Genomic DNA, 21,055 nt, shown 5'->3' with positions numbered 1-21,055 from the left:
GGAGTAAGAGATGCAATTACTACTAGAATTTTTTATGGCCGGCATTGCCACCATCGGCTTTGGAATTATTATTAATATACCTAAACGGGCTTTAATTGCTGCAGGTGCCATTGGTGGCGTGTCATGGACGATTTACTGGGCGATGCTCCAAGTGCGCTTAGGCTTAGCGTTAAGTGCTTTAACAGCGACCACTGTCATTGCTTTATTAAGTTTATACGCTGCTAGGCGAATGAAACTTCCGATGATTATTTTTAATATTCCTGGAATTGTACCGCTCGTTCCAGGAGGACAAGCATACCAGATGATTCGAAACTTTGCGCTTTCTAACAGTGATATGGCAACGCATTTTATGTTAGAAGTAGGAGAAATTGCAGGGTCAATTGGAATCGGTTTTTTAATGGCAGAATTTATCGATCGATTGCAACGTAAAATTATAATTACTTTGAAGGAACACAAACAACGTAGCAAAAGTAAAAGTGCTAATAATACTGAAAAAGAGTAGGATTAAAAAATGCCCAAATTAATTTGGACATTTTTTTATTTCTTTTTGAAAGCGAATACAAAAGTTACTTGACTTTCATTTTATAGAGCGATTTACTAGTAGAAAGAGACATCTAAGTTAACGAAATTTTAGCCATGGTGACTTGAAAAATTTGAGTTATAGGAGTGAAAGTAAATGTTATTAGGTAGTATTGAAGCTGGTGGAACCAAGTTTGTGTGCGCAGTTGGGAACGAAGATTATCAGGTGAAAGATCAAATTCAAATTCCAACAACGACCCCGGAAGAGACATTGTCGGCCGTTGTAAAATATTTTAAACAATTTGATATAGCAGCTTTAAGTATTGCTTCATTTGGTCCGATTGAAATTCGAAAAACGTCGCCTAAGTATGGATTTATTACTACAACTCCTAAACCGGGATGGAAAGATACTGATTTTTTGGGTTACATGAAAAAAGAAATTAATGTTCCCATGGCTTGGACAACCGACGTTAATGGGTCGGCCTATGGGGAGTATACAATGTCAACGCTATTTAACGAAAAAATTAATTCATTAGTTTATTATACGATTGGAACAGGAGTTGGTGCAGGTGCGGTTATCGATGGGCATTTGATTGGTGGGATTGGCCATCCAGAAATGGGACATGTCCCTTTGAAACGTCATCCCGAAGATCTTGATTTTAAGGGTGTTTGTCCTTATCATGGTGATTGCTTAGAGGGATTGGTTGCTGGACCAACTTTTGAAGCGCGATTAGGTAAAAAGGGTAAGGATGTGCCTTTGACGGATAAGACATGGGATATTTTAGCTTATTATATTGCTCAAGCAGCTGTACAAAGTACATTAATATTACGACCAAACAAGATTGTGTTTGGTGGTGGAGTTACTAATGCAACCCTCTTAGAGAAAGTGCGAAAAGAATTTGATAAATTACTTAATGGCTATGTGACTGTGCCAGATTTGGATCAATATATCACGATGCCTCAAGTTAAAAATAATGGGTCAGCGAATGTCGGTAATTTTGCATTGGCAGAGAAGCTATTAACGGAATAATTATAAAAAGGGCAATCCCGATTTAAAATCAGGATTGCCCTTTGTTCTTTAATTAAAGCTTTATTGTCCGTAGTAGTTGTAGTTACCAGTAGCATTTCCTTGCGGATCAGCTTGTGATGGAGTTGTAGGAGTGTTATCAGTGGTAGCTCCGTTGTTATCTGCACCGCCTGTTGTGTCACTAGCCGGTGTCTCCACCGAAGATGCGCTTGTGGTTCCGTAATCTTCAGTGGAGGAGCTAGTAGTGTCTGAACTGTTAGTATCTGAATTGGTAGTATCGGTATCATCTTCTTCGCCAGTATAGATACTGCTTAATCCAGTTGTCCCAGTTTCTTTAGCAGATAAATCAAGGGCTTTACGGATGAAATTAGTAACACGCTGACGTTCGCTCTTAGAAACTAATTCATAAGAACCACCATCGATGGTAGTACCATTACCTTGGAGGTGAGTAGACTTTAAATGATGGGTAGCAACTCGATAATTAGTCGAGAGTGCTAAAAGTTCATTAAATGTTAAATCAGTTTTAGTTTGTTTTTGAAGAGAATTTAAGAAATTTTGGTTTAATAAAGCCGTAATTGAATCACTCTTACGTAAAATGGCCATTAAAACTTGGCGTTGACGAGTTTGACGACCATAGTCACCGTTTGGATCGGTATAACGCATCCGTGAATAATCCAGTGCTGCCTTACCATTTAGATGAATTTTTTTACCTTTAGTAACGTCGGCATGTCCATATTTGAAGGTTAATTTAGGAGTGATATCGATTCCACCAACCCCGTCAACAATCTTTTCTAAGCCACCCATGTTAATTAAGCCGTAATAATCAATGGGAATATTTAGTAGTTTTTCGACAGCTTTGATTGCTGTACCGGCTCCACCTAAATCATAAGCAGCGTTAATCTTGGAAGGAGAATAATTTGAGTAACCAGGAATCGACATAACCGTATCCCGAGGGATGCTAGTTAAAGTCATTTTTTTCTTTTTAGGATTCAAGGTTGCCACGATAATGGTATCTGTTCGGCCACGATAATTACGCCCGAGGGCCCCAGTATCAGTACCTAAAAGCAAAATTGAAATTGGTTTACTTTGCTTTAAGGTAGCTGAAACATCACGTGATTTCTGGATTTTAGCACTATCAAAAATCGAATCTACAGCATTTTTGGCATCGTACCATTTCTTAACCCCAAAGATAGCCAATATAACAGCAATAATGGAAACGACAATGATGGTTTTTTTTCTACGAGGTCGTTTCTTTCGTGGTTTTCGGCGCTGGTTTTGTTTATTTTGACCGTTGTCACCATTGTTATTATTGTCATCAGGTGTGTAATTGAACCGGTTTCTGCTGAATCGGCTTGAATTGGATCTGGGTGATTCAGAATTCATGCAACTTATCCTCCGAGTTATACTAAAAAATTCAATCATTAATATGATACCAAATTAATGGATTATCTATAACTTTGTTTAAGAAAGTTTAACAAATAGTACACAAAAAATTGGTATATCGACATTAATAACGAACTTATTTCAATTCATGCAACCAGGCCAGCGCCGTGGTTAACCAAGTAGCAATCCGATGATCGACGTGATGGTTATCATAGGCGGTAGTTTCATCGGCTAGAGCCATCCCATGAGGGCCATATTGGTAAAGATGAAGTTCTGTTGGAACCTGCAGAGCTTGAAGGGCTAAGAAGTAATCAACCGCATTTTGGGATGGAACTAACTGATCATCGGCCGTTGCCCAAATGAAGGTTGGGGCATTGTCTTTAGTGGCATTTTGATCAGCTGCTAATTGTTGAGGATGGGTGGTCCATTTAGCTAAAGTTTTAGCGTCAGGAAAACCATCATTAGGAGTAATTACAGGAAAACCTAAAATGGTTGCAAAAGGCTGCAATGTAGTTGATGCTAAATGGGTTTGTGAACTAAGCCAGGCTGCATTCCAGTTATTATTAAAATTGCTGACGATATGACCGCCAACCGAGAAGCCCATTAAAATAATCTGATTAACGTCAACCTGCCATTTTTCAGCGTTTTGATGCGTAATATCCATTGCTTCGGCTAATTCGATTAAGGGAGCTGGATAAAGTGGCTGAACTTCATCAACCAAGGAGTACCTTAGAACGGAGACTTGGTAACCAAATGATTCCAGACGTAAGGCAACTTTTTCAGCTTGAGCTAAATCGATGTGGGTGTAGGATCCACCGGGCACAAAGATTAAAGATGGACTTTTTTGATCAGTTAAATTGGGCGATATATATGAAATTAATTCGGCTTTTGATTTAGAATTAGTATGATTAAGTTTAGTTTTAACAATTTCCATAATGTTGACTCCTTTTTGAGAATTATATATTTGGTTACATTTTAATCTTTTTACTGTTATTCACCAAAGAAAAGGTAAGGAACTACGAAATGAAGTTTAAATTAAGATATTTTTTAGAAGATGATTTTAGTAATTATCAGGCGTTAGCTAATAATCGAAAGATTGCTAAATCAGCGGGGATGAAGATTCTGACAAACGCGTTTGAACAATGGATGGCGTTTAAAGGGATGGTTGGACGTCAAGGCTTTTTAGCAATCGTCAACGAAGCAGACCAAGTTGTGGGCGGAATTTTTATTTTTCAGCCAGCTGCAGAAGATATATATGAAATAGGATACTTATTGGGTGAAGAGTATTGGAACCAAGGTATTATGTCAAAAGCAGTACATTTTGCAATTAAAAACTTGAAAAATCGAAATAAACGAGATTTTAAAGTTTTTGCTAATGTTTGTATTGACAACTATGCCTCTCAGCAAGTACTAAAGCGCAATGGTTTTAAGCGTTTAGAAAAGATTACCACGGGAATCTCTGGTTATGATCAATCCTCACAAAAAGAGTATCGCTACGAATTAAATGTAAAATTACTTGAATAATTGAACAGATTTGTTATAATTTGAATCACATCGAAAGAAGAGGTTGCCTCAATTATTAGTAGATCCGGCTAGATGACTAAGCATCAATGACCCGAATTGAAAGGAAAAGAGGCCGAAATGACTACATGCTTATTCATGTACGATTTGGGCTCTGGTTGAATAAGCCAGAGACTGTCGCAATGAAAATTGCGGAGCGCTATCTACGATTTGACTAATGATTTTAAACAGTCTTTTTGTGCGTAGGAATGCTCACAAAAAGGCTTTTTATTTTGTTTTTTGAAAATCAACAGCGCCTCTTTTATTTTATAGGAGGTTTTCTTATGGCAGAACAAGGTGGTAGTCAGGTTAAGCGTGCCTTAAAGACGCGACATATTTCAATGATTTCACTGGGTGGAAGTATTGGTACAGGACTATTCGTAGCCAGTGGATCGGCAATCTCCACTGCAGGTCCCGGTGGTGCATTATTAGCTTACGTTGGGATGGGGGTCATGGTCTATTTCCTCATGACTAGTTTAGGAGAAATGGCGACTTATATGCCGGTTTCGGGTTCGTTTTCAACGTACGCAACTAAATACGTTGATCCAGCCTTTGGCTTTGCAATGGGATGGAATTACTGGTTTAACTGGGCTATTACGGTTGCAGTTGATATTAGTACCATTGCCTTGATTATGAAATTCTGGTTTCCTCACGCTCCGGGGTGGATCTGGAGCCTGTTGGCACTAGTGCTAGTTTTCTTGGTAAATGCTTTGACGGTTAAAGCTTTTGGTGAGACTGAATATTGGATTGCTTTAATTAAGTTAGTCACGGTTATTATATTTTTGGTCGTAGGAGTTTTAACCATTGTTGGAATTATGGGAGGTAAAGCCACATATTTAGAAAACTTTGTGTATCATAAAGCCCCGTTTGTGGGTGGGATCCCTGCTATTCTTAGTGTTTTCGTTGTGGCTGGTTTCTCGTTTCAAGGTACAGAATTGATTGGAATTACAGCTGGCGAATCTGAAACACCTGAAACTAGTGTTCCGAAGGCCATTAGCCAAGTATTTTGGCGAATTTTACTATTTTACATCTTAGCAATTTTTGTGATTGCTTGTATCATCCCTTATACAAGCCCTAATTTATTAGGATCATCAGCCCGTGATGTTTCCATTAGTCCATTTACCCTTGTGTTCCGTCGGGCAGGACTAGCAGGAGCAGCTGGGGTAATGAATGCGGTTATTTTGACCTCAGTACTATCCTCAGCTAATTCGGGGATGTATGCCTCGACTAGAATGTTATATTCGCTTTCGAAACAAGGATTTGCTGCCAAAATTTTTGGTAAAACTTCGAAGCGAGGAATCCCATACCTGGCCTTACTTGGTACAACTATCGTAGGATTGCTAACCTTTATTTCCAGTATTATGGGACCTAAAATTTATATATGGTTAGTTGCTGCCAGTGGACTGACTGGCTTTGTGGCTTGGGTCGGTATTGCGATTGCTCATTGGCGGTTCCGTCGGGCTTTTATTAAACAAGGACATGACGTGTCAGAACTTAGATATCGTGCAAAATGGTTCCCATTTGGACCACTCTTTGCCTTTGTTCTCAGTATTATTGTGATTGCGGGACAAGATATTCATTCCATTGCTAATTTCGATTGGCAAGCAATTGGGATTACGTACATGGCAATTCCGCTATTCATTGTGTTGTATACCTATTATAAAATTAGATATAAAACGAAGTTAATACCGCTGGAAGAAATCGATTTATCGCGTCCAGATATCACGAAAGAATAATTTTTTCAAGATATTGTTTTGGGGTCGTTTGGTGGTACAATATGTAGTGCTAAAAAACGAAAAAAGAGGTATTTCTTATAATGATTGCTTTATCAGGCCCAATTGGCGCAGGAAAGACAACACTTACAGAATTATTAACAAGTCACTGGGAAAGTGATGCTTATTACGAATCAGTAGATGATAATAAAATTTTGCCACTTTTCTACAAAGATCCTAAACGCTATGCGTTCTTACTTCAAATTTACTTTTTGAATAAACGTATGGATAGTATCAAGCAAGCTAATAGCGATGCTCGTAGTGTTATGGACCGTTCGATTTATGAAGATTCACTTTTGTTCCATTTGAACGCTGATTTAGGACGAGCAACTAATACAGAAGTGGATATTTACGATTCGTTACTTAAAAATATGATGCAAGAGTTGCCACGTCTTTCATATAAGAAGAATCCCGATTTACTAGTTCATATTGATATTTCGTTTGATACAATGTTAAAACGGATCAAAAAGCGCGGTCGTTCATTCGAACAAATCGAAAATGATCCATCATTATACGAATACTATCACGAACTCAATAAGCGCTATGTTGCTTGGTTCGATAATTATGATCAAAGTGCTAAAATTAAAATTGACGGTGATAAATATGATTTTGTGGAAAATCCAGAAGCTCGTCAAAAAGTTATTCAACTAATTGATGAAAAGATTGCCACAATTTAATTGATATCTACCCGGCTTTTTTGTAGAATTAGTTTATAAATTAATAGAGAAATTAAAGGCGTTTAAAGTAGGTTTTTAGAGAGATCCGCATGGTGGAAAGGATTAGCCGAAACTCCGGCGCTAGTTAAAAGGTGGGTAATGCCACACGGTGATTCCGTTATCGTCGGATTGAGTGCACCGCTTATATAAGCAGGTGAACTTGGGTGGTACCGCGAAAAGAGTCTCTTCGTCCCAATGTGGATAGAGGCTCTTTTTCTATATTTAAGGAGGATGTAATTATGTTAGATTTGAAAATGATTCGTAATCATGTAGAAGACGTCAAAGCTAAATTAGCAACTCGGGGCGTAAAACCTGAAGCAATCGACGATTTATTGGCTAAGGATAATGAACGCCGTGAATTGATTGTAAAGAGTGAAAATTTGAAAAAGCTTCGTAATGAAGTGTCTGATCAAATTTCACAATTAAAACGTAATAAAGAAGACGCTAACGATAAAATTCAAGAAATGCGTAAAGTGAGCCAAGATATTAAAGGCTTAGACGAACAACTGGAAAATATTGCCGAAGAAGTTGAAAGCAAAGCTGCTCATCTACCTAATCTACCACATGAAGATGTACCGGTTAGTTTAACTGAAGAGGGTAGTGTTGAACAACGTCGTAATGGAACACCACGGACTTTTGACTTTACGCCTAAGGCTCACTGGGAAATTGGAGAAGAGCTTGGTATTTTAGACTTTGAACGGGCAGCTAAAGTTGCTGGTAGTCGTTTTGTATATTATGTTGGGGATGGTGCACGTCTTGAACGAGCAGTTTACAATTTCTTTTTAGATCAAAATAATGCAGCTGGCTTTACAGAAGAAATCACACCTTACATGGTTAACGATGCATCAATGTTTGGAACTGGTCAATTTCCAAAGTTTAAAGAAACCCATGCCGGTTATGAAGTAAAAGATGAAGGACTAACTTTAATTCCTACAGCTGAAGTACCTTTGGTAAATTACTATCGAGATGAAATCATTGATGAAGAAAAGTTACCAATTAGCGTAACAGCATTATCACCAGCATTCCGTTCAGAAGCAGGAAGTGCCGGACGAGATACACGTGGTTTGATTCGTATGCATCAATTTAACAAGGTAGAAATGGTCAAGATTGCTAAGCCAGAACAATCATGGAATGAATTAGAAAAATTAACTACCCATGCTGAAACCCTTCTTCAAAAATTGGGATTGCCTTATCGAGTGATTACCCTAACCACTGGGGATATGAGTTTTACGGCAGCCAAGACTTACGATCTTGAAGTGTGGATTCCAGCTCAAGATAAATACCGCGAAATTTCAAGTTGTTCAAACTGTACTGATTTCCAAGCTCGTCGTGCACATATTCGTTTCCGCGATGAAAATGGTAAGTTGCAATACGTACACACCCTAAATGGATCTGGTTTGGCGGTCGGACGTACAGTAGCTGCAATTTTAGAAAACTATCAAAATGAAGATGGAACAGTCAACGTTCCGGAAGCTTTAGTACCTTATATGCAAGGGACAACTGTAATTGGTAAAAAGTAAATAGTTATCTAAAAATAAGAGATCGCATTGAGATCTCTTATTTTTTTATGGAATCCATAAAGGATAAGCCTCTGATTAGAAATGTTTTTCAGCAAATATGGGAGAAAAAGGGTGATTTAAAGCTATTAAAAAAATTAATAAAGAAAAATTTAATTTTTTTTGCAAAAGTGATTGACATAACGGAGTTTTATCCGTATTATATATAAATGTGTTCACGAGAGATTTATGGAGGATTAGCTCAGTTGGGAGAGCATCTGCCTTACAAGCAGGAGGTCACAGGTTCGAGCCCTGTATCCTCCATTGAGAAGCGATTCTCAATGGTCTAATAAAATAGAATTATTTGCGGGCGTGGCGGAACTGGCAGACGCGCAAGATTTAGGTTCTTGTATCGCAAGGTGTGGGGGTTCGAATCCCTTCGCCCGCATATCGATTTTAAGCCGACTTAGCTCAGCTGGCAGAGCATCTGTCTTGTAAACAGGGGGTCGGAGGTTCGAATCCTCTAGTCGGCATTTTGCGGAAGTAGTTCAGTGGTAGAACATCACCTTGCCATGGTGGGGGTCGCGGGTTCGAATCCCGTCTTCCGCTTTGTACCAAATTTAATATTTTGCACCCATAGCGCAACTGGATAGAGTGTCTGACTACGAATCAGAAGGTTGCAGGTTCGACTCCTGCTGGGTGCATCGCTTAAAAAAGTATTAATCGGATATGATTAATGCTTTTTTTGTTTTCTAAATCACCGGTTTAAATTTGTGCTAGAATATAATGGTTGGCGGGAAGTAGCTCAGCTTGGTAGAGCACCACGTTCGGGGCGTGGGGGTCGCAAGTTCAAATCTTGTTTTCCCGATTGAGATAGGTCAAGAATAAACTTATTATTGATGTTTAATTGATGGTAAGTTTTTTTATTTTCTTAAGGTTTTGATAGCTTTAAGGCGGAATAATTAATATTTTTTGCAATTTTCTGTCAGTCTCGTATAATAATAGTCAACATTAGTCAGAGTATAGAAAGGTGGTCGTTATGCAAGGACAGAATATTTCAGATATAATCGAGCGGTATTTAAAGGAAATCTTGGCTAATTCAGAGGAGATTGAAATTCGCCGTTCTGAAATTGCCGATCAATTCGATGTCGTACCATCTCAGATTAATTATGTAATTAAGACTAGATTCACCATTCAAAATGGTTACGTGGTTGAAAGTAAGCGTGGTGGCGGTGGATACATTAGAATTGAAAAAGTTAAACTTCTTGACGATATTGATGTTTTGGATTCTTTAATACGGGTGATTGGAGATTCATTGGATGAACGTGATGCGATTTCAATTCTAGGCAGTTTATATGAAGACTCCGTACTAAGTAAACGAGAAGCGAGCTTATTAGCCTCGACCCTTTCCAAAAGTACTTTAAATATTGGCGATCGTAATTTAGAAGAACAAATTAGAGCAAAAGTGATGATTGGAATTTTGAATCATCTCAGATATGAATAGTAGAGATTAGAGAAAGACAGGTGGAAAATGGAAAATTTATTTACCCCTAGTGCAAGAAATGCCTTGGTTATTGCTCAAGAACAAGCAAAAAGATTTAAACACCCCGCGGTGGGTACTGAACACCTGTTGTTAGCATTGGCAATTGAGACCAATGGTGTAGCGCGAAGCGTCTTAGGACAATTCAATGTTACAGAAGTGGACGTTGCTGAGGAAATTGAGCAATTTACCGGCTATGGTAACTTACGAACAGTAAAAGATGATTATTTACCATATTCACCAAAAGCTAGTGAAATTTTAGCCAACGCTCAAGAGCAGGCTAAGCAATTAAACGCTATTAAAATTGGAACCGAACATTTATTACTTGCTTTAGTACAAAATGATAATATTTTGTCTTCAAGAATTTTATTGGCGTTGGATACAGATATTGCCGAGGTTCGCAAAGTTACTTTACGTAAATTAGGTGTAAATCCAGCTACTCAAAATCGACGTAGTAAGCAACGGGCTACAAGTGCTGAAGGAACCCCAACTTTAGATTCAGTTGCACGAGACTTGACGGCGATGGCTGCTGAAGGAAAAATTGATCCAGTGGTGGGGCGGACAAAAGAAGTTCGTCGCGTAATCCAAATTTTAAGCCGACGGACTAAGAACAATCCAGTATTGATTGGTGAACCAGGAGTTGGGAAGACGGCGATTGCCGAAGGATTAGCTCAAAAGATTATCGATCAAGATGTTCCAACTGATATGCAAAATAAACGATTAATGATGCTAGAGATGGGTTCTTTAGTGGCGGGAACTAAGTACCGTGGTGAATTTGAAGATCGTTTAAAAAAGGTGATTGAAGAAATTCGCAATGATGGTCAAGTGATTGTCTTTATCGATGAGTTACACACGTTAATTGGAGCTGGCGGGGCTGAGGGAGCCATTGACGCTTCTAATATCCTAAAACCAGCTTTAGCTCGTGGCGAGCTACAAACGATTGGTGCAACTACTTTAACAGAATACCAAAAGTATATTGAAGCTGATGCTGCTTTGGAACGACGTTTTGCTAAAGTGGAAGTTGATGAACCTACGGAAGCTGAAGCAGTTCAAATTTTAAGAGGAATTCGTCCTAAGTATGAAGAACATCATCAAGTTAAAATTTCAGATGATGCCATTCAACAAGCAGTTACTTTATCATCACGTTATATTGCAGACCGTTTTCTTCCCGATAAGGCCATCGATTTAATCGATGAAGCGGCTGCTAAAATTCGAATCGATGCCTCTGAGAAGCAAGTGAAAAAAGTTACGGATGAAGATCGATTAGAAAAATTACGAACAGCTAAAGAAGAAGCGATTGATAATCAAGATTTCGAAAAGGCTGCCGACATCCGTAAGAAAGAAATGAAGTTACGCCGTAAGATTGAGCGTGCTGAAAATAACCCAGAAACCAATGAAGCTAAAAAAGATTATAAATTAATTGAAAATGGCGAAGATATTGCGCAAATCGTTTCAGATTGGACTGGTGTACCTTTAACGCAGATGAAACAATCTGAGTCAGATCGCTTGATTAATTTAGAGAAAACTTTGCACGAACGAGTAATTGGTCAAAAAGAAGCCGTTTCGTCAGTAGCTCGAGCTATTCGCCGTGCGCGTTCAGGTTTGAAGAGCCCTAAGCGACCAATTGGTTCTTTTATGTTCCTTGGTCCTACAGGGGTTGGTAAAACAGAACTGGCTAAGTCTTTAGCAGATATTATGTTTGGTTCGGAAGATAATATGATCAGAATTGATATGTCTGAGTATATGGAACGTTACAGCACTAGTCGTCTAGTTGGATCAGCACCAGGTTATGTGGGTTACGACGAGGGTGGACAATTGACTGAACAGGTTCGTCGGAAACCATACTCAGTTGTTTTATTTGATGAAGTAGAAAAAGCTCATCCAGATGTCTTTAATTTGTTACTTCAAGTTTTTGATGATGGTTTTCTAACTGATTCTAAGGGCCGACGAGTTGATTTTAGAAATACTATTATCATTATGACGTCTAACTTGGGAGCTACAGCATTGAGGGATGAAAAATCAGTCGGCTTTGGTGCTCAAAATGCAGCTGAAGATTACCATGCTATGGCAGATAAAGTACGTGAAGTTTTGAAGCAGAGTTTCCGTCCCGAATTCCTCAACCGGATTGACGAAACCATTATTTTCCATTCATTAACGAAACCTGAACTCCATCAAATCGTTAAATTGATGGCTAAAGATGTCATTCAGCGGATGAGTGAGCAGGGAATTAATGCCAAGTTTACTCCTAGTGCAATTGATGTGGTGGCTGAAGCTGGATTTGATCCTGAATATGGGGCACGTCCATTGCGTCGAGCCTTACAAACTAAGGTTGAAGACCAATTAAGTGAATTAATGTTGTCCGGTGAAGCTAAGGTTGGTGACGATATTACGATCGGAGCGCGCAACGGAAAAATTAATTTAAAAGTTAAAAATAAAACATTAATAAAAAATAAATAATTTAACATTGCAAGTTGTTTGACAAAGCATATGGCAAGGAATAAAATGTAATATGTATGTTAAAGCAGGGTTAAATGAGACAGTGCGATCTATTGTCCGCAGTGTTCTAGATAAAAAAGCAAAAATAGTTTCTTATAGAGGACTATTTTTGGTTTTTTTTTGCTAAAAAACAGGTTTCAGTGCAAATTGTAATCAAACTGTAACATTTAACTCGTTTAGAAATTGGAGAGGTGAATAACTTGGCAGGACATTTAGTTAAGTATGGTAAACATCGTACGCGCCGGAGCTATGCACGAATTAAAGAAGTGCTTGATCTACCTAATTTGATCGAGATTCAATCTGATTCGTACCAATGGTTCTTAGACGAAGGTCTCCGTGAAATGTTCAATGACATTATGCCGATTGAAGATTTTGCAGGTAAATTATCACTTGAATTCGTCGATTATCAACTACTAGAACCAAAGTACACGGTTGACGAAGCTCGTGAACATGAAGCAAACTATTCTGCACCATTGCACGTAACTTTACGTTTAACAAACCACGAAACTGGCGAAATTAAATCACAAGACGTATTCTTTGGTGATTTCCCATTAATGACAGAACAAGGTACTTTCATTATTAATGGAGCAGAACGTGTTATTGTTTCACAATTAGTTCGTTCACCTGGTGTCTATTACAACTTAGATACAGATAAAAATAATCGTAAAATTTGGGGAACAACCGTTATTCCTAACCGTGGGGCTTGGTTAGAATATGAAACAGATGCTAAAGAAATTTCTTATGTACGGATTGATCGTACTCGTAAGATTCCAATGACCGAATTAGTTCGTGCCCTTGGATTTGGCTCTGATGAAGAAATCATCGATATTTTTGGTGGTTCTGATAGTTTAGATTTCACTCTTGATAAAGATGTTCATAAGAATCCCGAAGATTCACGGGTTGCTGAATCATTGAAGGATATTTACGAACGTTTGCGTCCTGGTGAACCTAAGACTGCAGATAGTTCAAGAAGTTTGCTAACTGCGCGCTTCTTTGATCCAAAACGTTACGACATGGCTCCAGTAGGTCGTTACAAAGTAAATAAAAAACTTAGCCTTAAGACTCGTCTTTTAGGTCAAACCCTAGCTGAAACATTAGCTGATCCTGATACAGGGGAAGTTATTGCTCAAAAGGGTGAAATGGTCAACAAAGACGTAATGAAGAAATTAGCAGTTTTCCTTGATCGTCCTGACTTCAAGATGGTTACATACCAACCATCTGAAGAAGCAGTCGTTACTGAACCAATGACTATCCAAGTTATCAAAGTTCAAGACCCTAACGACCCAGAACGTACATTGAATATGATTGGTAATGGTAATATCGATGCTAAATTGAAGCACATCACACCTGCTGATATTATTGCTTCAATGAATTACTTCTTCCTTCTTCAAGATGGAATTGGTAGTACAGATGATATTGATCATTTGGGTAACCGTCGAATCCGTTCAGTTGGTGAACTACTTCAAAACCAATTCCGCATTGGTTTATCACGTATGGAACGTGTAGTACGTGAACGTATGTCAATCCAAGATGCTGAAACAGTTACACCACAACAATTGATTAACATTCGTCCAGTAGTTGCTGCAACTAAAGAATTCTTTGGTTCTTCACAATTGTCACAATTCATGGATCAAACTAACCCGCTTGGTGAATTATCACATAAGCGTCGTCTATCAGCACTTGGACCTGGTGGTTTGACTCGTGATCGTGCCGGATATGAAGTTCGAGACGTTCACTATACGCATTATGGTCGTATGTGTCCGATTGAAACTCCCGAAGGTCCTAATATCGGTTTGATTAATAACTTGGCTTCATATGGTAAGATCAACCGTTATGGTTTTATCGAAACACCATATCGTCGTGTTTCATGGGAAGATCATAAAGTTACCGATCGTATTGATTACTTAACTGCTGACGAAGAAGATCAATTTGTTATTGCTCAGGCTAACTCTCCACTTAATGATGATGGTTCATTTGCTGACGACGTAGTTATGGCTCGTCATGAAAGTGATAACATCGAAACTAGCATTGAAAATGTCGATTACATGGACGTTTCTCCTAAGCAAGTAGTTGCTGTTGCTACAGCATGTATTCCTTTCTTGGAAAATGATGATTCTAACCGTGCCTTGATGGGTGCTAATATGCAACGTCAGGCTGTTCCATTGGTTGATCCACATTCTCCATTAATTGGTACTGGTATTGAATATAAAGCTGCGCATGATTCTGGGGTTGCTCTTTTATGTCAACACGCTGGTGTAGTTGAATATGTTGATGCACGTGAAGTACGTGTCCGTCGTGATGATGGCGCACTTGATACTTACAAGCTCATGAAGTTCCGCCGTTCAAATGGTGGTAAGAACTACAACCAACGCCCAATTGTTCGAGTTAATGATAAAGTTGACGCGGATGAAGTACTAGCTGATGGTCCATCAATGGAACAAGGTGAATTAGCCCTTGGACAAAACCCATTGATCGCCTTCATGACATGGCAAGGTTATAACTTCGAAGATGCGATTGCGATTAATGAACGTTTAGTTCGTGATGACGTATATACATCAATTCATATCGAAGAATATGAATCAGAAGCACGTGATACAAAACTTGGACCTGAAGAAATGACTCGTGAAATTCCTAATATTGGTGAAGATGCCCTTCGCAATCTTGATCAAGATGGTATTGTTCGAGTTGGTGCTGAAGTTGAAGATGGTGACATCTTGGTTGGTAAGGTTACTCCTAAGGGGGTCACAGAATTATCTGCTGAAGAACGCTTGCTTCATGCTATTTTCGGTGAAAAAGCTCGTGAAGTTCGTGATACATCACTCCGTGTTCCACATGGTGGCGGCGGAATCGTTCAAGACGTTAAGATTTTCACTCGTGAAAATGGTGACGAATTATCACCTGGTGTAAACATGATGGTTCGTGTTTATATCGCTCAAAAGCGTAAACTCCAAGTTGGTGATAAGATGGCCGGACGTCATGGTAACAAAGGTACTGTTTCAGTGGTTATCCCACAAGAAGATATGCCTTACATGCCTGATGGAACTCCAATTGACATTATGCTTAGCCCAATGGGTGTGCCTTCTCGTATGAATATCGGACAAGTTCTTGAACTTCATTTGGGAATGGCTGCACGTAACTTAGGTATCCACATGACAACTCCTGTTTTTGATGGAGCCCAAGATAAAGATATTTGGGAAGCAGTTGCTGAAGCTGGTATGGATTCTGATGCTAAGTCTGTGCTTTATGATGGACGTACTGGTGAACCATTTGAACAACGTGTGGCTGTTGGTGTCATGCACTATATGAAACTTGCTCACATGGTTGATGATAAGATTCATGCTCGTTCAATTGGACCTTACTCACTTGTTACACAACAACCACTTGGTGGTAAAGCACAATTTGGTGGACAGCGTTTTGGTGAAATGGAAGTTTGGGCTCTTGAAGCTTACGGTGCTGCATATACTCTTCAAGAAATCCTTACTTACAAGTCTGATGACGTCGTTGGTCGAGTTAAGACATACGAAGCGATCGTTAAGGGTGAACCAATTCCACGCCCAGGTGTTCCAGAATCATTCCGAGTTCTTGTTAAAGAATTACAAGCTTTAGGACTTGATATGAAGGTTCTAGGTGGGGATGACCAAGAAGTTGAACTTCGTGATATGGACGAAGAAGATGACGATGTTGTGAATGTCGATGCTCTTAGCAAGTATGCTGAAAAGCAAAATGAAAAAACAAATGCTAGCGCTGAAGAAGCAAAGGCTCCATCAACGGAATCAGCTCCTGTTGAAACTAAAAACAATCAAAACTAATTACTTAAAAGAAAGAGGAGGTCAGTCCGTTGATCGATGTTAATAAATTCGAAAGTATGCAAATCGGTTTAGCTTCTCCTGATAAGATCCGTATGTGGTCATATGGTGAAGTTAAAAAACCTGAAACCATTAACTATCGAACTTTAAAACCAGAAAAAGATGGATTATTCGACGAACGAATCTTTGGACCAACCAAAGATTACGAATGTGCTTGTGGAAAGTACAAACGTATCCGTTATAAGGGAATCGTCTGTGATCGTTGTGGTGTTGAAGTTACAAAATCTAAGGTTCGTCGTGAACGTATGGGTCATATCGAACTTGCTGCACCAGTAACACACATCTGGTACTTCAAGGGAATCCCTAGTCGTATGGGACTAGTTCTTGATATGAGTCCTCGCTCATTGGAAGAAATCATCTATTTTGCTTCATACGTTGTTATCGATGCTGGTGAAACTCCACTAGAAAAGAAACAACTATTAACTGAACGCGAATATCGTAATAAGTTAAGTGAATATGGTGATAAATTTGTAGCTAAAATTGGTGGGGAAGCTATCCAAGCTTTACTTGAAACAGTAGATCTTGAAAAAGAAGCTAACCAATTGAAAGAAGAATTGAAGGAAGCTTCTGGTCAAAAGCGTACCCGTGCGGTTCGTCGTCTAGACATTATTGAAGCCTTCCTTAAATCTGGTAACCACCCAGAATGGATGGTACTCGATGCTATTCCAGTCATTCCACCTGATTTACGTCCGATGGTTCAATTGGATGGTGGTCGTTTTGCTACATCAGATTTGAATGATTTATATCGTCGTGTAATTAACCGTAACAACCGTTTGAAACGATTGTTAGATTTAAATGCACCTGGAATTATTGTTCAAAACGAAAAGCGGATGCTTCAAGAAGCGGTTGACGCTTTGATTGATAATGGTCGTCGTGGTCGTCCTGTTGCTGGACCTGGTAACCGTCCTTTGAAGTCATTGTCACACATGCTTAAAGGTAAGCAAGGACGTTTCCGTCAAAACTTGCTGGGTAAACGTGTTGATTATTCTGGACGTTCAGTTATTGATGTTGGTCCTTCATTGAAGATGAACCAAATGGGTCTTCCAGTTCCAATGGCAATGGAATTATTCAAGCCATTTATTATGAAGGAACTCGTTGGTCGTGGCTTAGCTTCTAACATCAAGAATGCTAAACGTAAAATTGATCGTAAAGATGATGATGTTTATGATGTTCTTGAAGATGTTATCAAAGAACATCCAGTTCTTTTGAACCGTGCCCCTACACTTCATAGACTTGGTATTCAAGCTTTTGAACCCGTTCTAGTAAGTGGTAAGGCCATGCGTTTACATCCATTAGCTTGTGAAGCTTACAATGCCGATTTTGATGGGGACCAAATGGCTATTCATTTACCTTTATCAAATGAAGCTCAAGCTGAAGCCCGCCTTTTGATGTTAGCTGCTCACCATATCCTTGCTCCTAAGGATGGTAAGCCAGTTGTTACTCCATCTCAAGATATGGTTATTGGTAACTATTGGTTAACAATGGAACGAGCTGAAAGTGTCGGTGAAGGCATGATCTTCAACGACCTTGATGAAGTTCGTTTAGCTCTTCAAAATGGTTATGTTTCAATTCATACAAGAATTGGTGTTCGTGCTAATTCAATGCCTGAAAAGCCATTTACTGATGCACAACGTAAACAAATCTTGATTACTACTGTTGGTAAAATGTTATTCAATGACATTCTTCCTAAGGGCTTTGTTTACTTGAATGCTCCAACTAATGAAAACTTGGTTAGTGGTACACCGGATGAATACTTCCTCGAAAGTGGCGAAGACATCCGTGAACAACTAAATCAACGACCATTAATTGCACCATTCAAATCTGGATTCTTGAGTGACGTTATCGCTGAAGTTTACAAGCAATATAAAGTTACTGAAACTTCATTATTACTTGATCGAATGAAAGACTTAGGATTCTATCGCTCAACCCTTTCAGGTTTAACTGTGGGTATTGCAGATATTACTAACTTGCCTGAAAAGCCAGAAATTATTGCTGCAGCTCATAAACAAGTTGCTACTGTTACAAAGCAATTCCGTCGTGGACTTATTACTGATGACGAACGTTATGAACGGGTAATTGGAATTTGGAACGATGCTAAAGATGACATCCAACAAAGACTGATGGAAACATTTGATCCACAAAACCCAATCTTCATGATGTCTGATTCTGGTGCGCGTGGTAATATTTCTAACTTTACTCAGCTTGCTGGTATGCGTGGTTTGATGGCCGCTCCTAATGGTAAAATCATGGAACTTCCAATTCTTTCTAACTTCCGTGAAGGACTTAGTGTTTTGGAAATGTTTATTTCTACTCATGGTGCTCGTAAAGGTATGACCGATACCGCCTTGAAGACCGCTAACTCTGGTTACTTGACTCGTCGTCTTGTTGATGTTGCTCAAGATGTTATCGTTCGTGAAAAAGATTGTGGAACTGATCGTGGATTATTGATTTCAGCAATTGCTGAAGGTAATGAAATGATTGAACCACTTTATGATCGAATCTTAGGTCGTTACACAATGAAATCTGTTTTCAATCCTGAAAATGGTGAAACCATCATTGGACCAAATGAGATGATTAACGAAGCTATAGCACAACAAATCATTGAAGCCGGCGTTCAAGAAGTAACTATTCGTTCAGCATTTACATGTAACACTGCGCATGGTGTTTGTGAGAAGTGTTATGGACGTAATATGGCTACTGGTGACCGTGTTGAAGTTGGTGAAGCAGTTGGTACTGTTGCTGCTCAATCAATTGGTGAACCTGGTACTCAGCTTACTATGCGTAACTTCCATACTGGTGGTGTGGCTGGTAATGCCGATATCACTCAAGGTCTTCCACGTATCCAAGAAATTGTTGAATCTCGTAATCCTAAAGGACCAGCCGAGATTTCAGAAGTTACTGGTACAGTCGAAGCTATTGAAGAAGATCCTGCTGAAGGTACAAAGGATATTACGATTAAGGGTGAAACCGATACTCGTACTTACACATTACCAATCACGGCTCGTATGAAGGTTGCAGAAGGTGACTACATCCACCGTGGTTCAGCATTGAACGAAGGTTCAATCGATCCTAAGGAATTAATCAAAGTTCGCGACGTTCTTTCTACTGAAAATTACTTGCTAAGTGAAATTCAAAAAGTTTACCGTATGCAAGGTATTGAAATCAGTGATAAGCACGTTGAAATCATGATTCGTCAAATGCTTCGTAAGGTTCGGGTAATGGATCCTGGTGATACTGACATTCTTCCAGGTACATTAATGGACATTAATGACTTTAAGAATGATAACTACAAGACCTTGATTGCTGGTGGTATTCCTGCCACATCACGTCCTGTAATTCTTGGTATTACTAAGGCTGCTCTTGAAACAAATAGTTTCTTGTCAGCTGCTTCATTCCAGGAAACAACTCGAGTTCTTACTGATGCTGCTATTCGTGGTAAGAATGATCCACTTGTTGGTTTGAAGGAAAATGTTATCATTGGTAAGATTATTCCTGCAGGTACTGGTATGACGGATTATCGTCAAATCAAGCCTGAAGTTGTGGGCGGAAACGTTGAACAACCTCAATCATTAAGTGACGTTGAAAAAGAAATGAATGAAACTGTTGAATAATAGTTTTTAGATAAAAAGCTCACCAAATTGTGGATAACACAGTTTGGTGAGCTTTTTTATTATGGTAATTTTAAGAAACGCGATGAATTAATAGTTGGTTTTAGCTGCTTGCGCTAGCTCATCGAATTTATCAAAGAAGAGAGCGGAATTTACTTGAGTAACGAAGGTTAAAGGACGTCCGTTATCAGTAACAAAAGTTTTTCCAGCCGAGGGACCATCGGTGATAACAGCAGCTTTAATTGGTTTACTATCAACTAATTCAGGATATTTACTTACAAGAGTAGTTAGAACATCCCATAAATAATAAGTTGAGTTAGCTTCAAAAGAGTGAACTAGAGAATAACCTTGACCAATTAAATCTAAAGCAGGGAATTGGCGCTGCTTAGCCCAACGAATACGTAAAGCTTTAGTCAAGGGAACTTGGTTAGTACTATCTAAACTAACAATGGTAATTTTTAGGTCCGTATCAAAGACGGTTTCGACAGCTTGAGGATCCCAGTATGCATTCCATTCAGCTGTACCATCATGTTCGGGTTCAGCAACATTACCAACCCCGTTCATTGATCCACCCATCCAGAATAGTTCATCGATATTGTCCACAATTGTAGGATCGATTTCGATGGCACGAGCCAGATCAGTTAATGGACCAGTCATAATCAAAGTCACCTTCTGCTGAGAAGCTTTAATCTTCTCTAACATATCTAAATGAGCTGGTTGAGATGCCAATTTAGTTTTAGGTTGATTATTGTTATCCAAGTGTTCGTTTAAAATGGGAAAATCATCAAATGAAAAAGCGCTGAGGCGCCATTCTTTGGGGAATTGATTTACTGGGCGTGAATTAGATTTAGCAACTTCTAGGGTAGTATCTTGACCAAAAAGATCAATGATTTTTCTAGATGCTGAAACAGCAGGTTCTACATAGGAATCTGCTCCAACTGCCCCCACTCCAATTAACTTTGTATCTGGAAATTCCAATAGTAGAAGTAAAGATACAAGATCGTCGACATTACCATCATGATTAAAATAAATATTTTGCAAAGTAGGACCTCCCAAATTTATTAAAGTAATG

The 21,055-nt window shown here is 38.9% G+C and carries 13 protein-coding genes, 6 tRNA genes and 1 riboswitch; of the genes, 16 read left to right on the top strand and 3 right to left on the bottom strand.

All coding sequences use genetic code 11. From position 1 onward, the window contains the following. Positions 1-10 precede the first annotated feature (10 nt). Positions 11-502: a threonine/serine exporter family protein gene (locus HFC68_RS06010; protein WP_002833312.1), complete on the top strand. Its 492-nt coding sequence runs from the start codon at positions 11-13 to the stop codon at positions 500-502. Positions 503-676: 174 nt separating this feature from the next. Beyond that, positions 677-1,549 carry a fructokinase ScrK gene (scrK, locus tag HFC68_RS06005; protein ID WP_011673664.1) on the top strand — a complete coding sequence of 291 codons (873 nt, stop codon included), beginning with the start codon at positions 677-679 and terminating at the stop codon, positions 1,547-1,549. 60 nt (positions 1,550-1,609) lie between these two features. Here scrK and HFC68_RS06000 read toward each other — a convergent pair whose 3' ends face one another. Continuing rightward, a complete protein-coding gene (locus HFC68_RS06000) occupies positions 1,610-2,929 on the bottom strand; it encodes an LCP family protein (protein ID WP_002833314.1) in 1,320 nt (439 codons plus the stop codon). Between the two features lie 136 nt (positions 2,930-3,065). Next, positions 3,066-3,863 (bottom strand): alpha/beta hydrolase, encoded by a 798-nt coding sequence (locus tag HFC68_RS05995; protein WP_167399723.1) that lies wholly within the window; start codon positions 3,861-3,863, stop codon positions 3,066-3,068. A gap of 89 nt (positions 3,864-3,952) precedes the next feature. Here HFC68_RS05995 and HFC68_RS05990 point away from each other — a divergent pair, with 89 nt between their 5' ends. The 14 genes from HFC68_RS05990 to rpoC all read left to right on the top strand — a co-directional run bounded on the left by HFC68_RS05990 (position 3,953) and on the right by rpoC (position 19,986). Beyond that, positions 3,953-4,453: a GNAT family N-acetyltransferase gene (locus HFC68_RS05990; RefSeq protein WP_002833316.1), complete on the top strand. Its 501-nt coding sequence runs from the start codon at positions 3,953-3,955 to the stop codon at positions 4,451-4,453. A gap of 29 nt (positions 4,454-4,482) precedes the next feature. Further along, positions 4,483-4,660, top strand: a riboswitch (Lysine riboswitch). 113 nt (positions 4,661-4,773) lie between these two features. Further along, positions 4,774-6,225 (top strand): amino acid permease, encoded by a 1,452-nt coding sequence (locus tag HFC68_RS05985; protein ID WP_002833317.1) that lies wholly within the window; start codon positions 4,774-4,776, stop codon positions 6,223-6,225. Between the two features lie 80 nt (positions 6,226-6,305). Continuing rightward, positions 6,306-6,938: a deoxynucleoside kinase gene (locus HFC68_RS05980; protein ID WP_002833318.1), complete on the top strand. Its 633-nt coding sequence runs from the start codon at positions 6,306-6,308 to the stop codon at positions 6,936-6,938. A gap of 278 nt (positions 6,939-7,216) precedes the next feature. After that, entirely contained in the window at positions 7,217-8,497 is a 1,281-nt protein-coding gene (gene serS / locus HFC68_RS05975; protein WP_011673662.1) for a serine--tRNA ligase, read from the top strand. 227 nt (positions 8,498-8,724) lie between these two features. Further along, positions 8,725-8,797 (top strand) — tRNA-Val (locus tag HFC68_RS05970). Between the two features lie 42 nt (positions 8,798-8,839). Next, positions 8,840-8,921: transfer RNA gene (locus HFC68_RS05965), tRNA-Leu, on the top strand. A 12-nt stretch (positions 8,922-8,933) separates the two neighbouring features. Then, positions 8,934-9,006, top strand: a tRNA-Thr gene (locus tag HFC68_RS05960). A 4-nt stretch (positions 9,007-9,010) separates the two neighbouring features. Continuing rightward, a tRNA-Gly gene (locus tag HFC68_RS05955) sits at positions 9,011-9,082 on the top strand. Between the two features lie 21 nt (positions 9,083-9,103). Then, positions 9,104-9,177 (top strand) — tRNA-Arg (locus tag HFC68_RS05950). 90 nt (positions 9,178-9,267) lie between these two features. Beyond that, positions 9,268-9,341 (top strand) — tRNA-Pro (locus tag HFC68_RS05945). Positions 9,342-9,512: 171 nt separating this feature from the next. After that, positions 9,513-9,977 carry a CtsR family transcriptional regulator gene (locus HFC68_RS05940; protein WP_011673660.1) on the top strand — a complete coding sequence of 155 codons (465 nt, stop codon included), beginning with the start codon at positions 9,513-9,515 and terminating at the stop codon, positions 9,975-9,977. Positions 9,978-10,004: 27 nt separating this feature from the next. Continuing rightward, entirely contained in the window at positions 10,005-12,470 is a 2,466-nt protein-coding gene (locus HFC68_RS05935) for an ATP-dependent Clp protease ATP-binding subunit (protein WP_167399722.1), read from the top strand. Between the two features lie 239 nt (positions 12,471-12,709). Beyond that, positions 12,710-16,318 carry a DNA-directed RNA polymerase subunit beta gene (locus HFC68_RS05930; protein WP_002833322.1) on the top strand — a complete coding sequence of 1,203 codons (3,609 nt, stop codon included), beginning with the start codon at positions 12,710-12,712 and terminating at the stop codon, positions 16,316-16,318. A gap of 29 nt (positions 16,319-16,347) precedes the next feature. After that, a complete protein-coding gene (rpoC, locus tag HFC68_RS05925; RefSeq protein WP_011673658.1) occupies positions 16,348-19,986 on the top strand; it encodes a DNA-directed RNA polymerase subunit beta' in 3,639 nt (1,212 codons plus the stop codon). Between the two features lie 87 nt (positions 19,987-20,073). On the opposite strand, the gene HFC68_RS05920 is transcribed toward rpoC, so the two are convergent. Next, positions 20,074-21,024 carry a nucleoside hydrolase gene (locus HFC68_RS05920; protein WP_011673657.1) on the bottom strand — a complete coding sequence of 317 codons (951 nt, stop codon included), beginning with the start codon at positions 21,022-21,024 and terminating at the stop codon, positions 20,074-20,076. Positions 21,025-21,055 lie beyond the last annotated feature (31 nt).

The organism is Pediococcus sp. EKM201D, assembly GCF_011800215.1.
Taxonomy (GTDB): domain Bacteria; phylum Bacillota; class Bacilli; order Lactobacillales; family Lactobacillaceae; genus Pediococcus; species Pediococcus pentosaceus.
The sequence above is the reverse complement of the archived record's forward strand: the minus strand, read 5'-3'. Positions and strand labels throughout refer to the sequence as shown.